General features: G+C 67.9%; 16 protein-coding genes and 1 riboswitch. Of the genes, 12 read left to right on the top strand and 4 right to left on the bottom strand.

The features are described from left to right. Nucleotides 1-28 precede the first annotated feature (28 nt). Together OC534_RS06070 and ettA are read right to left on the bottom strand one after the other, a co-directional pair. Complete coding sequence (locus tag OC534_RS06070) at nt 29-1,345, bottom strand: NCS2 family permease (RefSeq protein ID WP_262071562.1); 1,317 nt, start codon at nt 1,343-1,345, stop codon at nt 29-31. 527 nt (nt 1,346-1,872) lie between these two features. Then, nucleotides 1,873-3,537, bottom strand: coding sequence for an energy-dependent translational throttle protein EttA (gene ettA / locus OC534_RS06065; RefSeq protein ID WP_017356142.1), 1,665 nt, complete (start codon nt 3,535-3,537; stop codon nt 1,873-1,875). A gap of 237 nt (nt 3,538-3,774) precedes the next feature. Between ettA and OC534_RS06060 the strand changes: the two genes are divergently transcribed. From OC534_RS06060 to ribD, 7 genes are all read left to right on the top strand, one after another. Beyond that, nucleotides 3,775-4,248 (top strand): RcnB family protein, encoded by a 474-nt coding sequence (locus OC534_RS06060; RefSeq protein ID WP_262071561.1) that lies wholly within the window; start codon nt 3,775-3,777, stop codon nt 4,246-4,248. A gap of 149 nt (nt 4,249-4,397) precedes the next feature. Further along, a complete protein-coding gene (glyA, locus tag OC534_RS06055) occupies nt 4,398-5,651 on the top strand; it encodes a serine hydroxymethyltransferase (protein WP_262071560.1) in 1,254 nt (417 codons plus the stop codon). Nucleotide 5,652: 1 nt separating this feature from the next. After that, the gene (locus tag OC534_RS06050) at nt 5,653-6,117 is read left to right on the top strand and encodes a hypothetical protein (RefSeq protein WP_262071559.1); all 465 of its coding nucleotides are present in this window, start codon (nt 5,653-5,655) and stop codon (nt 6,115-6,117) included. Beyond that, the gene (locus OC534_RS06045; RefSeq protein ID WP_017356146.1) at nt 6,110-6,544 is read left to right on the top strand and encodes a hypothetical protein; all 435 of its coding nucleotides are present in this window, start codon (nt 6,110-6,112) and stop codon (nt 6,542-6,544) included. Before OC534_RS06050 ends, OC534_RS06045 begins: the two co-directional genes overlap by 8 nt. A gap of 26 nt (nt 6,545-6,570) precedes the next feature. Further along, a complete protein-coding gene (locus tag OC534_RS06040; protein ID WP_017356147.1) occupies nt 6,571-7,005 on the top strand; it encodes a hypothetical protein in 435 nt (144 codons plus the stop codon). Nucleotides 7,006-7,100: 95 nt separating this feature from the next. Then, nucleotides 7,101-7,622 carry a transcriptional regulator NrdR gene (gene nrdR, locus OC534_RS06035; RefSeq protein WP_017356148.1) on the top strand — a complete coding sequence of 174 codons (522 nt, stop codon included), beginning with the start codon at nt 7,101-7,103 and terminating at the stop codon, nt 7,620-7,622. Between the two features lie 69 nt (nt 7,623-7,691). Then, entirely contained in the window at nt 7,692-8,774 is a 1,083-nt protein-coding gene (gene ribD / locus OC534_RS06030; RefSeq protein WP_051008603.1) for a bifunctional diaminohydroxyphosphoribosylaminopyrimidine deaminase/5-amino-6-(5-phosphoribosylamino)uracil reductase RibD, read from the top strand. Between the two features lie 81 nt (nt 8,775-8,855). Here the strand turns inward: ribD and OC534_RS06025 are convergent, their stop codons facing one another. Further along, a complete protein-coding gene (locus OC534_RS06025; protein WP_017356150.1) occupies nt 8,856-9,479 on the bottom strand; it encodes an autotransporter outer membrane beta-barrel domain-containing protein in 624 nt (207 codons plus the stop codon). A 161-nt stretch (nt 9,480-9,640) separates the two neighbouring features. Next, a riboswitch (FMN riboswitch) is annotated at nt 9,641-9,785 on the top strand. 78 nt (nt 9,786-9,863) lie between these two features. Here OC534_RS06025 and OC534_RS06020 point away from each other — a divergent pair. From OC534_RS06020 to thiL, 5 genes are all read left to right on the top strand, one after another. Then, complete coding sequence (locus tag OC534_RS06020) at nt 9,864-10,490, top strand: riboflavin synthase (RefSeq protein WP_262071558.1); 627 nt, start codon at nt 9,864-9,866, stop codon at nt 10,488-10,490. After that, nucleotides 10,487-11,584: a 3,4-dihydroxy-2-butanone-4-phosphate synthase gene (gene ribB / locus OC534_RS06015; RefSeq protein WP_017356152.1), complete on the top strand. Its 1,098-nt coding sequence runs from the start codon at nt 10,487-10,489 to the stop codon at nt 11,582-11,584. The genes OC534_RS06020 and ribB overlap by 4 nt, the downstream gene beginning before the upstream one ends. 166 nt (nt 11,585-11,750) lie before the next feature. Then, nucleotides 11,751-12,218, top strand: a complete 468-nt coding sequence (gene ribH / locus OC534_RS06010) for a 6,7-dimethyl-8-ribityllumazine synthase (RefSeq protein WP_017356153.1) — start codon at nt 11,751-11,753, stop codon at nt 12,216-12,218. Beyond that, on the top strand, nt 12,215-12,694 hold the full coding sequence (nusB, locus tag OC534_RS06005; RefSeq protein ID WP_017356154.1) for a transcription antitermination factor NusB: 480 nt from the start codon (nt 12,215-12,217) through the stop codon (nt 12,692-12,694). The genes ribH and nusB overlap by 4 nt, the downstream gene beginning before the upstream one ends. Before the next feature lie 4 nt (nt 12,695-12,698). Next, the gene (gene thiL / locus OC534_RS06000; RefSeq protein WP_229296511.1) at nt 12,699-13,664 is read left to right on the top strand and encodes a thiamine-phosphate kinase; all 966 of its coding nucleotides are present in this window, start codon (nt 12,699-12,701) and stop codon (nt 13,662-13,664) included. Nucleotides 13,665-13,739: 75 nt separating this feature from the next. Here thiL and OC534_RS05995 read toward each other — a convergent pair. Continuing rightward, nucleotides 13,740-13,924: autotransporter outer membrane beta-barrel domain-containing protein (locus tag OC534_RS05995; RefSeq protein WP_262071557.1), on the bottom strand; the 185-nt coding region annotated here is incomplete at its 5' end.

Here is a 13,924-nt window from a genome sequence, read left to right as displayed (position 1 = left end):
AGCCGCGTTGCCGAGGGGTGAACCGCGTTTATTCCAGCCCGTAGCGCAGTACGAACAACCCGGCCACCAGCCATACCGCCGGGTGCACGTCGCGCCAGCGCCCGGTGCCGGCCTTGAGCACGGCATAGGCGATGAAACCGAACGCCAGGCCATTGGCGATGGAGTAGGTGAACGGCATCGCCAACGCGCACAGGGCCGCCGGAACCGATTCGGTCAGGTCACCCCATTCCACATCGACCAGTTCGCGCAGCATCAGGCCGGCAACGAACAGCAGGGCAGGGGCGGTGGCGTAGCCGGGCACCATCGCCGCCAGCGGCGAGAACAGCAGCGCGGCCAGGAACAGGGCCGCCACCACCAGCGCGGTCAGGCCGGTGCGCCCGCCCGCCTGCACGCCGGAGGCGCTTTCAGCGAAGGCGGTTGTGCTGCTGGTGCCCAGCAGCGAGCCGGCAACAATGGCGGTGCTGTCAGCGAGCAGGGCGCGGCCGAAGCGCTTCTGTGCGCCCGGCAGTTTGAGCAGCCCCGCGCGTCCCACCACGCCGTACAGGGTGCCGGTGGCATCGAACACCTCCACCAGCACGAACACCAGCACCACCTGCAGCAGCACAGCGATCGGCGCACCGCCGTCGTGGTGCAGCAGGCCGGGCAGGTCCAGCTGCAGGAAGGTGGGGGCCAGGCTCGGCGGCAGCGACACCACGCCGTGGAACTGCACGTCACCCAGCAGCCAGGCCGCGCCGGTGACCGCGAGAATGCCGATCAGGATCGCGCCCCGCACGCGCCGCGCTTCGAGGATGGCGATCAACAGGAAGCCGGCCAGCGCGAGCAGGGGCGGTGCGGTGTTGAGGGGCCCGAGCGCGACGAGGGTGTCGGTGTTGGCGATGATCACGCCGGATTTCTGCAGGGCGATGATCGCCAGGAACAGACCAATGCCGGCGACGATGGCCGCGCGCAGCGACGCGGGGATGCCCGCCACCAGCCAGGCGCGCACGCCGGTGAGCGACAGCACCAGAAACACCAGCCCGGAAATGAAAACGGCCGCCAGCGCCTGCTGCCACGGCAGCCCGGCCGCACCGACCACGGTAAAGGCGAAGAAGGCGTTCAGGCCCATGCCCGGTGCCATGCCGACCGGGAAGTTGGCGGCGAACGCCATCACCAGCGAGCCGAGCGCGGCGGCCAGGCAGGTGGCGACGAATACCGCGCCCGGATCCATGCCGGTGGTGGACAGGATGTCGGGGTTGACGAAGACGATGTAGGACATCGTCAGGAAGGTGGTCAGCCCGGCCAGCAGTTCGGTGCGCACGGTGGTGCCGTGCTGCTGGAGCTGGAACAGGCGTTCTGACAGGTTCATGGTTTGGGGATCCATTTCTAAGCAAAGCACTGCAAGGAACAGCAACAGCAACAGCGTTGGGCTGCAGCATCGCGCGCTGAGGGCCGGCGGCTGCAGGGGTACGGGGGGGCGCCGTGAATACGTCCGTGTAGGCTCTTACGAAACATCCATGTTTCGTAAAGCCCCCCGTACCCCTACACCCGCCGTCCCTCCGATAACAGGTCGGTGACCAGAAAAGATCAACGGCAACGGCAACGCCATCGTCAGTGCGTAGAGCCACGCCTTGCGTGGCTGCTTCTTCTGACCGCACATGACACTGTGTGGGGGCGGGGGGCGGGTAGCCCCCGTAGGGACTGTCAAAAACATGGATGTTTTTGACAAGCCTCCAGGGATGGATTCACGGCGTGTCCCGGAGGGGGCTACCCGCCGCCCGCCCCACCTCGCACCCAACACAGACGCCGCGCTTCTGCTGTTTCTTCTGCTTCTGTTTCCAATCAACAAACCACACATGCAAAACGGCCGCGCGAGCGCGGCCGTTTCTTCTGCTGTTACTTCAGCGCCTTGAAGCGCAGGCGCTTCGGGGCGGCGTCGTCGCCCATGCGGCGGCGCTTGTCTTCTTCGTATTCGCGGTAGTTGCCCTGGAAGAACTCCACGTGCGAATTGCCTTCGAACGCCAGGATGTGGGTCGCGATGCGATCCAGGAACCAGCGGTCATGCGAAATGACGAAGGTATTGCCCGGGAATTCCAGCAGCGCATCTTCCAGCGCACGCAGCGTTTCGATGTCCAGATCGTTGGACGGTTCGTCGAGCAGCAGCACGTTGCCCCCCTGCAGCAGGGTCTTGGCCATGTGCAGGCGACCACGCTCACCACCGGACAGCGAACCGACCAGCTTCTGCTGATCCTGGCCCTTGAAGTTGAAGCGGCCGATGTATGCGCGCGACTGGATTTCCACGCCGTTGATGTTGAGGATGTCCAGACCGCCGGCGATTTCCTGGAAGACGTTGTGGTTGCCTTCCAACGCGTCGCGGCTCTGGTCCACGTAGGACAGCTGCACGGTCGGGCCGACCACGATTTCGCCGGAGTCCGGCTTTTCCTGGCCGGTGATCATCTTGAACAGGGTCGACTTGCCCGCACCGTTGGGGCCGATGATGCCCACGATCGCGCCGGCCGGGACCAGGAAGTTCAGGTCGTCGAACAGCAGACGGTCGCCGAACTTCTTGGACACGTTCTTGAACTCCATCACCGAGTTGCCCAGGCGCTCGCCCGGCGGGATGAAGATTTCGTTGGTCTCGTTGCGCTTCTGGTAATCAACCGACTGCAGCTCTTCCAGGCGGGCCAGACGGGCCTTGCCCTTGGTGCGGCCACCCTTGGCGTTCTGGCGCGACCACTCCAGCTCCTTCTGGATCGCCTTCTGGCGGGCCTTTTCCTGGTTGTCTTCCTGCTTCAGGCGCTCGTCCTTCTGCATCAGCCAGTCGGTGTAGTTGCCCTTCCACGGAATGCCGCGGCCGCGGTCCAGTTCCAGGATCCACTCGGCGGCGTTGTCCAGGAAGTAACGGTCATGGGTCACTGCCACCACGGTGCCGGTGTAGCGCGCCAGGAACTGCTCCAGCCATTCCACGGACTCGGCGTCCAGGTGGTTGGTCGGTTCGTCGAGCAGCAGCATGTCCGGCTTCTGCAGCAGCAGGCGGCACAGTGCCACGCGGCGCTTTTCACCGCCGGACAGCTTGCCCACGATGGCATCCCACGGCGGCAGGCGCAGTGCGTCGGCGGCCACGTCCAGCTGGTTTTCCAGGGTGTGCGCGTCGCCGGCGGCGAGGATCGCCTCCAGGCGCTCCTGTTCCTTGGCCAGCTTGTCGAAATCGGCGCCTTCCTCGGCATAGGCCAGGTAGACCGCGTCCAGCGCGGCCTGCGCCTGCAGCACTTCGCCCACGCCTTCCTCGACCGCTTCACGCACGGTCTTGTTGGGGTCCAGCTCCGGTTCCTGGGCCAGATAGCCGACCTTGATGCCGGCCTGCGGGCGGGCTTCGCCCTCGAAGTCGGTATCCACGCCGGCCATGATCTTCAGCACCGTCGACTTGCCGGCGCCGTTCAGGCCCAGCAGGCCGATCTTGGCACCCGGGAAGAACGACAGCGAGATGTCCTTGATGATCTGCCGCTTGGGCGGGACCACCTTGCTGACGCGGTTCATGGTGTAGATGTATTGCGAGGACATGTGGTCTCCGAAGGCGCAACCCTGCGCCCGTTCCGTTGGGAACAGGAACAGATGTAAAAGGAATACCCCCGATTATAGCGGGAAGCGGTGACAACCGCCGGCCGGCCCGGGAGGGTGGGGCTTGCCGCCGCCTGAACGGGTCGTCAAAGCCCTTGAAATGGAAACCGTTTCCAGCCGGAAACCGTTCAGATCCGGTCAGCATGATGTAATCATCCATCCACTCGAGCGAGGCCCGTCATGCGCATGAATCGAATTGTGGTCGGGGCCGTGGCCTCGCTGCTGGCCCTGGGCGCGGTTGCACCGGCCTTCGCCGACAACGACCATCGCGGCCGTGGTCACGACCGCCATGACCGTTACGACCGTCATGATGATCGCCACGACCGCCGCCATGACCGCCGGGAGTGGCGCGATGACCACCGCGAAGCCCGCCACGACCGTCGCTATTACGACAACCGTGGCTACTACCGCCCGGCGCCCCCGCCGCGCGTGGTCTACCGCCCGGCACCCGGCTACGGCTCCTACGGCTGGGCGCGTGGCCACCGCTACCGCGAGTACTACGGTGGCCCGGTCTACGTGGTCAACGACTACAGCCGCTACTCGGTGCGCCGTCCGCCCCGCGACCACCACTGGATCCGCGACGACCGTGGCAATCTGCTGCTGGTGGCCATCGCCACCGGCATCATCGCCGACTACGTGATCAACAACCGGTAAGGCCAGCCACGGCCTCGCCACCCAGGACGGCGCCCCTCGCGGGCGCCGTCCGTCGTTCTGGGGGCGGTCGACCCGATTGGTCACCCCGCGTCGCGGGGACTACAATCCAGAGCTCGCGCTGTACCCCCTCTGCCTGCCTGGAGTAACCGATGTTCCCGCGTGACGTCCGCATCGAAACCTACGATCCCGAACTGGCCAAGGCCATCGCCGCCGAAACCCAGCGCCAGGAAGACCACGTCGAGCTGATCGCCAGCGAGAACTACACCAGCCCGGCCGTGATGGAGGCCCAGGGCAGCCAGCTGACCAACAAGTACGCCGAAGGCTATCCGGGCAAGCGCTACTACGGTGGCTGCGAGTATGTGGACATCGCCGAGCAGCTGGCCATTGACCGCCTCAAGCAGCTGTTCGATGCCGACTACGCCAACGTGCAGCCGCACAGCGGTTCGCAGGCCAACCAGGCCGTCTACTTCGCGCTGCTGCAGCCGGGCGACACCATTCTGGGCATGTCGCTGGCCCACGGCGGCCACCTGACCCACGGCGCCAAGGTCAACGCCTCGGGCAAGCTGTTCAACGCCGTGCAGTACGGCGTGGACGAGCAGGGCCTGATCGACTACGACGAAGTCGAGCGCCTGGCCCTGGAGCACAAGCCGAAGATGGTCGTGGCCGGCTTCTCGGCCTATTCGCAGGTGGTGGACTGGGCGCGCTTCCGCGCCATCGCCGACCAGGTCGGTGCGTACCTGTTCGTGGACATGGCGCACGTCGCCGGCCTGGTTGCCGCCGGGGTGTACCCGAGCCCGCTGCCGCACGCGCATGTGGTCACCTCGACCACCCACAAGACCCTGCGCGGCCCGCGCGGCGGCATCATCATCGCCAAGGGGGCAAACGAGGACCTGGTCAAGAAGCTGCAGTCGATCGTGTTCCCGGGCATCCAGGGCGGTCCGCTGATGCACGTCATCGCCGGCAAGGCCGTGGCGTTCAAGGAAGCGCTGGAACCGGGCTTCAAGTCCTACCAGCAGCAGGTGGTCAAGAACGCCCAGGCGATGGCCACCACGCTGATCGCGCGTGGCTACAAGATCGTTTCCGGCGGTACCCGGAACCACCTGATGCTGGTGGACATGATCGGCAAGGACGTCTCCGGCAAGGACGCGGAAGCCGCACTGGGCAAGGCCCACATCACCGTCAACAAGAACTCGGTGCCCAACGACCCGCGTTCGCCGTTCGTGACCTCGGGCCTGCGCCTGGGCACCCCGGCGGTCACCACCCGCGGCTATGTCGAACAGGACTGTGTGGACCTGGCCAACTGGATCGCCGACGTGCTCGACGCCCCGGCGGACGAGGCGGTGATCGCCCGCGTGCGCGAGGCGGTCAGCGCGCAGTGCCGCAAGTACCCGGTCTACGGGTGAGATGGGCGAGGGCCGCGCGCAGCGACGCTACGCGATCCTGGCCCTCGCGTTCGGCGTCCCCGGCCTGGCCGGGGGCGGCGCCCTGGCGCTGTTCGGCATCGTCCTGTCAGTGTTCGGACCGCACTACATGGGTCTTTCCGAGCGCCTGCTGACGCTGGCGTTCGGCTTGGCTGGCGCAGCCGCACCGGCCGGTTGGTTGTGGCTGAGCGTGGCCTACCTCCGGCGTGGTCGAGAGGGGCTGCGCCGCGCCGGGGTGCTGCCGTGGATCGGCCTGCTGCTGGGGCTGCTCACCGGCCTGTTCGTTCTGGCCACGCTGCTCTGGCACTGGCAGGACGGCGGGCGGCAGACCGTCGCACTGGTGGTGGCCGGCCTGCTGCTGGCGGTGCCCGCCGCGGCCCTGGCCGCGCGCGCCCGGCCTGATGCCAAACACACGCCCCCCGCACGGACGCTGACCACGGATGAATGACATCGCGCAACGTCGCACTTATGCGGTGGTGGCTCTGCTGCTGGGCCTGCCCACGCTGGCCGTCGGCGGCACCTTGTCGGTGCTGGCGGTCATCGTCTTTTTCTCCCGCAACAGCTACATGGGCACCCTGGAAAGCCTGGCGCTGCTGGCCTGGGGCCTGTCGGGCATTCTCGGTCTGCTGGGCTGGCTGTGGCTGAGCGGCGTGTACCTGCGGCACGGCCGCGAGGGCCTGCGCCGCAGCAGCCCGCTGGGCTGGATCGGCATTGCCTGCGGCGTCATCGGCGCGCTGAGTGTGCTGGTGGTCGTCATGCGCCTTCTCCCCCAGGGCGGCTGGGAGGTGCTCGGTTATCTGACCGCCGGTCCGCCGTTGCTGGTGCCGAGCGCACAACTGGCATGGATGCGCTGGTCGGGCCAGACGCAGGCATGAGAGCCAGGTCGCGAGGTGGGCCGGTCATGCGCGATGGCGTCCACCGGCGTCTGTACGCGCTCCAGTGCGGGCTGCTGGGGCTGCCAACCGTGGTGGCCTGCGGCGTGGCTGGGGTCCAGGGCCTGCGCCATGTCGATGTACATCGCGGTTTTCTGCTCGCGGGCAACGAGGGCGGTCTGCTGCTGCTCTGGGGCGGCGCCGGCCTGCTCGGCCTGCTGGCCTGGCTGTGGCTGAGCGCCCGGTATCTCCGGCGCGGCCGCGACGGGCTGCGTCGGGCCGGGACCCTCCCGTGGGCCGGTCTGGCGATGGGGGCACTGGCGGCGGGCGGCCTGCTGCTCGTCCTCCTGTACGCCGGGGCCGTGGGACGCTGGCAGGTGCTGGGGTATCTGGTGTTTGGCCCGCTGCTGCTGGTGCCCAGCGCACACCTGGTGTGGTTGCGCCGATCGGAGGGACCAAGCTGATGCACAGACGCGTATTTGCCGCCCCGGTTCTTCTCAGGTACCGTTGCGACGCTGCCATGACCGTGGCATGACGTTTTTCTCCAGCTAGGCGTTCCATGTACTGTCCGTTCTGCCAGCATGCCGATACCCGTGTGATCGATTCGCGCGTCTCCGAAGACGGCGCGACGATCCGGCGTCGTCGCGAATGCGAGGCCTGCAATGAGCGCTTCAGCACCCTGGAAACCATCGAACTGAAGCTGCCGGCGATCATCAAGAGCGATGGCAGCCGCGAGGCCTTCGACGCCCGCAAGCTGCGCAGCGGCTTCGACCGCGCGCTGCAGAAGCGCCCGGTGCCGGAAGACAAGATCGAACTGGCGGTACGCGCGGTGATGCAGCAGGCGCGGACCTGCGGCGAGCGCGAAATCCCGTCGATCAAGGTCGGCGAGTTCGTCATGAACGAACTGCGCAAGCTCGACCACGTGGCCTACGTGCGCTTCGCCTCGGTGTATCGCAGTTTCGAGGACGTGGCCGATTTTCGCGAGGAGATCGAGAAGCTCGAACGCGAGCTGCCCTCCAGCACCGAGCAGCTGCAACTGCTCGGGGATGTGATCGCACTGGGCAAGAAGAAGAAGGGCTGAGCCCCTACGCTTCGCCGCCGGCCCGGCTGGGCTACCATCGCGGCTGCTTGCCTGCCGATGACCGTTGCCATGACCGACTTCTCCGCACTGGACCACCTGCACATGGCGCATGCCCTGCGCCTGGCCGAGCGCGCCGCGTACACCACGCGACCCAACCCGATGGTGGGCTGCGTGATCGCGCAGGGTGCCGACGTGGTGGGCGAGGGCTGGCATCAGCGCACCGGCGGCCCGCATGCGGAAGTGTTCGCGCTGCGCCAGGCGGGTGAGCGTGCACGCGGGGCCACCGCGTACGTCACCTTGGAGCCCTGCGCCCACTACGGGCGCACGCCGCCGTGCGCACTGGCGCTGATCGAGGCGGGTATCGGCCGTGTGGTGGCGGCGATGCGCGATCCGTTTCCGAAGGTCGACGGCGGTGGGTTCGACCTGCTGCGCGCGGCCGGCATCGACGTCGCCGAAGGGCTGATGGCCGCGCAGGCGCGCGACCTCAACCACGGCTTCCTGTCGCGCATCGAACGCGGTCGCCCGTGGCTGCGGGTCAAGCTGGCGGCCAGCCTGGACGGCCGTACGGCAATGGCCGACGGCAGTTCCAAATGGATCACCGGTGCAGCCGCGCGCGAGGACGTACAGCACTGGCGCGCGCGCGCCGGTGCGATTCTGACCGGCGCCGGCACGGTGCTGGCCGACGATCCGATGCTCACCGTGCGGCTGGCCGACACCGAGGTCGTCGCGCCGCTGCGCGTGGTGCTCGATGCGCGCCTGCGCTCGCTGGAGTGCGCGCGCGTGCGCGAGGGCGGGGCACCCACGCTGTACCTGCACGACGCAGCCGTGAGCCCCCCCGATGCCGCCGATGCGGCGTTTGCCAGCGTGCCCAGCCACAACGGTCGCCTCGATCTTGCCGCAGTGCTGGCCCTGCTCGCCGACCGTGGGATCAACGAGGTGCATACCGAAGCCGGCGCCACCCTGTCCGGCGCGCTGGTGCAGGCCGGCCTGGTCGACGAACTGCTGCTCTACCAGGCGCCGATCCTGCTCGGCGAGCACGGGCGTCCGCTGCTGTCCGGACTGGGCATTCACGCGATGGACCAGCAGCGCCGCCTGCGCGTGATCGACCAGCGCGTGCTCGGCAACGACCTGCGCCTGCTGCTGCGGCAGTGAGGGCGCGCCCGCCAGGCAAAAAAAAACGGACCCCTTTCGGGGCCCGTTCGATCATGGCGCGACCCGGAGGCCGCCGCCCGATCAGAAACTCGCGCGCACGCCCACCGAGTACTGGGTGACGTCTTCGTAAGCCTGCACTTCACCGACCAGGCCCCAGGCCTTGGTGAAGTTGACCTGGCCGCCGAGGGTGCCGATCCAGGTGCCGTCCATGTCGCTGCCGTCCAGGTAGCCGGCCTTCAGCCAGGCTTCGGTGCGCGGCGAGGGCTTGCCACGCACGCCCATGCTGGCGCGGCCGCCGTTGGTGTGGTCCTTCTCGCGCACGGTGCCAAAGCCGTCGTAGGTCGACTTGGCTTCCACGTTCTGGCGCACCCAGGCGATGTCGGCGGTGAAGTCGACGCGGTCGCTCATCGGCATGTGGTAACCGATACCCAGCTCCGGCTGGTTCAGTTCCAGCTTCAGGCTGCCATCGGCGTAGTTGTACTTCTTGGAGACCGTCGACCACGCGCCGAAGACATGCACCTGCTCGGCGATCGCGAACGAGCCGCGGATGTAGCCGCCGTCCACCTTCGGGTCGTTGAGGTAGTCGTCGTTGACCTGGATCTGGGTCCAGCCAGCTTCGGCGTAGGTGTAGCTCAGGCCGTCCGCAGCCGAGGCAGCGATCGGGGTGGCAGCCAGCAGGGCGGCCAGAATCAGGGTCTTGCGCATGGGTAGATCCTCACGGGTGGTGATGTCCGTTTCAGCCGCCACCTTCTTGGCGGCGGCAGGAGCGACGTCGTGTCGCGCGGCGCGGATATTAACAAGTTTTTTACAGAAAGCGAGCACTCAGGCTTCGCTGGTACAATGCGCGGGCCGGTTCGCCGGTACACAAACGTCTTCAGGGCGGGGTGCGATTCCCCACCGGCGGTAGGTGCGCAAGCACGAGCCCGCGAGCGCTTCCAGGTCTGCTGGAAGGTCAGCAGATCCGGTCAGATGCCGGAGCCGACGGTATAGTCCGGATGAAAGAAGACGGTGCTACAGGGCCTTTGCCGGCCCTGCGCCCGCCTGTTTGCCTTGCGGCGTTTTTCGCTCACTTTTCGCGGAGAACGTTACTTGTTTACTGGAATCATCGAAGGCGTCGGCCATGTGGCCGCACGCGAGACCCTCGGCGGCGACGTCCGCTTCACCTTCCACGTCGGCAGCCTGCCGTTCGACGCCGTGCAGCTTGGTGAGAGCATCGCCATCAACGGGGTGTGCCTGACCGTGATCGCGTTCGACGCCAGCACCTTCCAGGCCGACGCCTCCACCGAAACACTGGGCCTGACCACGCTCGGCCAGCTCGCCGATGGCGCGGTGATCAATCTCGAACGCGCGATGCGCCCGACCGACCGCCTCGGCGGCCATCTGGTCAGCGGCCATGTCGATGGCCTCGGTCAGGTCCTGTCCATCCACGACGATGCCCGCGCCCAGCGCTGGCGTTTTGCCGCGCCGGCCGCGCTGCTGCGCTACATCGCCAGGAAAGGCTCGATCTGCGTGGACGGGGTCAGCCTGACGGTCAACGACGTGGACGACGCCGGCTTCGAAGTCGCGTTGATTCCGCATACCGTTGCCAGTACCGCGTTCGCCGCGACCGGTGTGGGCAGTGCGGTCAATCTGGAAATCGATCTGGTCGCCCGCTATGTGGAGCGGCTGATCAGCGTGCCCGCCCAGCGTGGGCAGGCACAGGGAGAGGCCGCATGAACTTCGCCCCCATCCCCGAAATCCTCGAGGACATCCGCCTGGGCCGCATGGTGGTCATCGTCGATGACGAAGACCGCGAGAACGAAGGCGACCTGATCATGGCCGCCGAGCTGGTCAAGCCCTCGGACATCAATTTCATGGTGACCCACGGCCGCGGCCTGGTGTGCCTGCCGCTGACCCGCGAGCGCGCCGCCGACCTGGGCCTGGCCCCGATGGTCCAGGCCAACACCGCGCAGTTCCAGACCAACTTCACGGTGAGCATCGAGGCCGCCGAGGGCGTCACCACCGGTATTTCGGCCTACGACCGCGCCCACACCATCCGCACGGCCGTGAAGCCCGATGCCAGGCCGGCCGACCTGCACCAGCCGGGCCACATCTTCCCGCTGATCGCCCAGCCGGGCGGCGTGCTCACCCGCGCCGGCCACACCGAGGCCGGCGTGGACCTGGCCATGCTGGCCGGGCTGGAACCGGCCGGCGTGCTGGTGGAGATCCTCAACCCGGACGGGAGCATGGCGCGCCGGCCGGAGCTGGAGGTGTTCGCCCGCGAACACGGCCTGAAGATGGGCTCCATCGCCGACCTGATCGCCTACCGTCTGGCCACCGAGAAGACCGTCGAACGCGTTGATGAGCGCCCGATCGACACCGAGTTCGGCCCGTTCACCCTGGTCACCTACCGCGACCGGATCGCCCACGATCTGCATTTCGCCCTGGTCCGTGGCCCCGTCGATGCCGAACCGACCCTGGTCCGGGTGCAGGTGGAGAATCCGCTGGCCGACCTGCTGCACTGGCGTCGCGACGACTTCGGCGTGGCCTCCACCGACGCCCTGCGCGCCATTGCCGCCGCCGACCGTGGCGTGATGGTGGTGCTGTCGGCCCCGCGCGACACCAACGGTCTGCTGGCCCGCCTGCGCCAGCAGCCGGCCCCGCTGACCCCGGGCAAGGACAAGGATGTGAGCCAGTGGCGCCGCAACGGTGCCGGCGCGCAGATCCTGTCCGACCTCGGCCTGGGCAAGCTGCGCGTGCTGGGCACCCCGCGCCGCCAGATCGGCCTGGCGGGTTACGGCCTGGAAGTCGTCGAGACCGTCGCGCCCTGACGCCCCCGTAGCGCCGGGCTTCGCTGCCGCGTCAGCCGGGCAGCGCCTGGCGCTGCAGCCGCGTCAGCCGGGCAGAGCCCGGCGCTACAGCCGCGTCAGCCGGGCAGAGCCCGGCTCTACGGGGCCTGTTAGAATATTCATCTATCAAATGGACCCTACGCCGACCATGAGCCACTACGAAGGCGACCTCCGGACGCCGGAAAAGGCCCGTTTCGCCATTCTCGCCAGCCGCTGGAACGCCCGCATCACCGATGTGCTGGTGGCCGGTGCACGCAAGAGCCTGGCTGGCAACGGCATCGAGGAAGCAGCGATCGACGTGATCCGCGTGCCGGGCGCGTGGGAGCTGCCGCTGGTGGCCGCCCGCCTGGCGGCCGCGCATGAACATGCCGCCATCATCGCCCTGGGGTGCGTGATCCGTGGCGATACCCGCCACTACGAACACGTGGCCGACGGCTGTGCCGAAGGCCTGATGCGCGTGCAGCTGGATTTCGGCGTGCCGGTGCTCAATGGCGTGCTGGCGGTCGAACGTGTCGAGGATGCCGATACCCGCGCGGGCGGCAGCCACGGCAACAAAGGTGAGGAAGCCGCACTGACGGCGTTGGAAATGGTCAATCTTCTGGAGCAGTTGCCGTGAACAAGTCGACCCCGGGCAAGCCCTCCGGAAAGCCCGTCCGCCGTGATGGCATCGACCCCGTGCTGCGTTCGCGCGCGCGCCGTCGTGCCCTGCAGGCGATCTATGCCTGGCAGATCTCCGGCGGCAACGCGCAGTCGGTGATCGCCCAGTTCGCCCACGAACAGGCCCGCGAGATCGCCGACCTGGCGTACTTTGAAGCCTTGGTCCACGGCGTGCTCGACCACCGCAAGGACCTGGACGAGGCGCTGGACCCGTACCTGGATCGCGGCATCGAAGAAGTGGACGCCATCGAACGCGCCGCGCTGCGCGTGGCCGCTTACGAAATGCGCTACCGCTTGGATGTGCCGTACCGCGTGGTGATCAACGAGGCCATCGAATCGGCCAAGCGGTTCGGCTCCGAACACGGCCACACCTACGTCAATGGCGTGCTCGACCGCGCCGCCGTTGAATGGCGCAAGGTCGAAAACGGGGGTTGACCCCGTGTCGCTCGCCGAATTCGCCCTGATCAACCGCATCCGCGTCCGCACCCGCGAGCGCGCGGACGTGGTGCTGGGCATCGGCGACGATGCCGCGCTGCTGCAGCCGCGCGCTGGCGAGCAGCTCGTGGTGACCGCCGACACCCTCAACAGCGGCGTGCATTTCCCTGCCGAGACCCCGGCCGGCGACATCGGCTGGAAGACCCTGGCGGTGAACCTCTCCGACCTGGCGTCGATGGGCGCGCGCCCGGCCTGGTGCACGTTGGCGCTGTCGCTGCCCGACGCCACCACGGACTGGATCGACGCCTTTGCCGAAGGCTTCTTCGCGCTGGCCGACGCACACGACATCGTGCTGATCGGAGGCGACACCACCCGTGGCCCGCTGTCGCTGTCGGTGACCGCGATGGGCCAGGTGCCGGCCGGTACCGCGCTGCGTCGCGATGCAGCGCAGGCGGGCGACGACATCTGGGTCAGCGGCACACCCGGCGACGCGGCCGGCGCGCTGCGCGCGTGGCAGGCCGGCACGCTCGACGTGCGCCAGCCCCATGCCGATCCCCGGTGGGAAGCCCTGCGCCTGCGCCTGGCACGGCCTACCCCGCGCGTGGCCCTGGGCCGCGCGCTGGTCGGGCTGGCGCATGCCGCCGTGGACGTGTCCGACGGGCTGATCGCCGATCTGGGACACATCTGCGCACGCAGCGGTCTTGGTGCGCAGCTCGATGCCACCGCGCTGCCATTGTCGGATGCCCTGCGCGGCCTGTTCGCGGACGCGGACGCACGCCAGTGCGCGCTGCGCGGCGGTGACGATTACGAGCTGTGCTTCACCGCGGCTCCTGCGCGGCGCGATGCGCTGGCGGCGCTGGCGGCGCAGTTGCAGCTCCGGCTGACCTGCATCGGCACCATCACCGACGGGCAGGGCGTTGCCTGCGACGGAGACGATGCAGGTGCGGGTGGCTACCAGCACTTCGGTTGAGCCATACGCACCAGGATAAAGGAACGCCGGGCAGTGCCCGGCGTTCCTGTCTGTACGGCCAACGGGTGGGATGGATTACCAGGCGTAGGACATCCCCAGCTGCGCACTGGCTTCGCGGTAGCCGCTGTCGCCGCGCATCAGGCCCAGCCCACCCCAGGCCGAAACGCCCGGGCGGAATGCAACCTTGGCACCGGCGCTGAGCGCATAGCGGTTGCGCGGCGTGCTGGCGCGCATCGCTTCATCGTCGAAGGCGATGCCGT

It is taken from the genome of Stenotrophomonas sp. Marseille-Q5258 (assembly GCF_946900935.1).
Lineage (GTDB): Bacteria > Pseudomonadota > Gammaproteobacteria > Xanthomonadales > Xanthomonadaceae > Stenotrophomonas > Stenotrophomonas nematodicola.
Note: the sequence above shows the minus strand (reverse complement) of the source record. Positions and strands in the feature narration are given on the sequence as shown.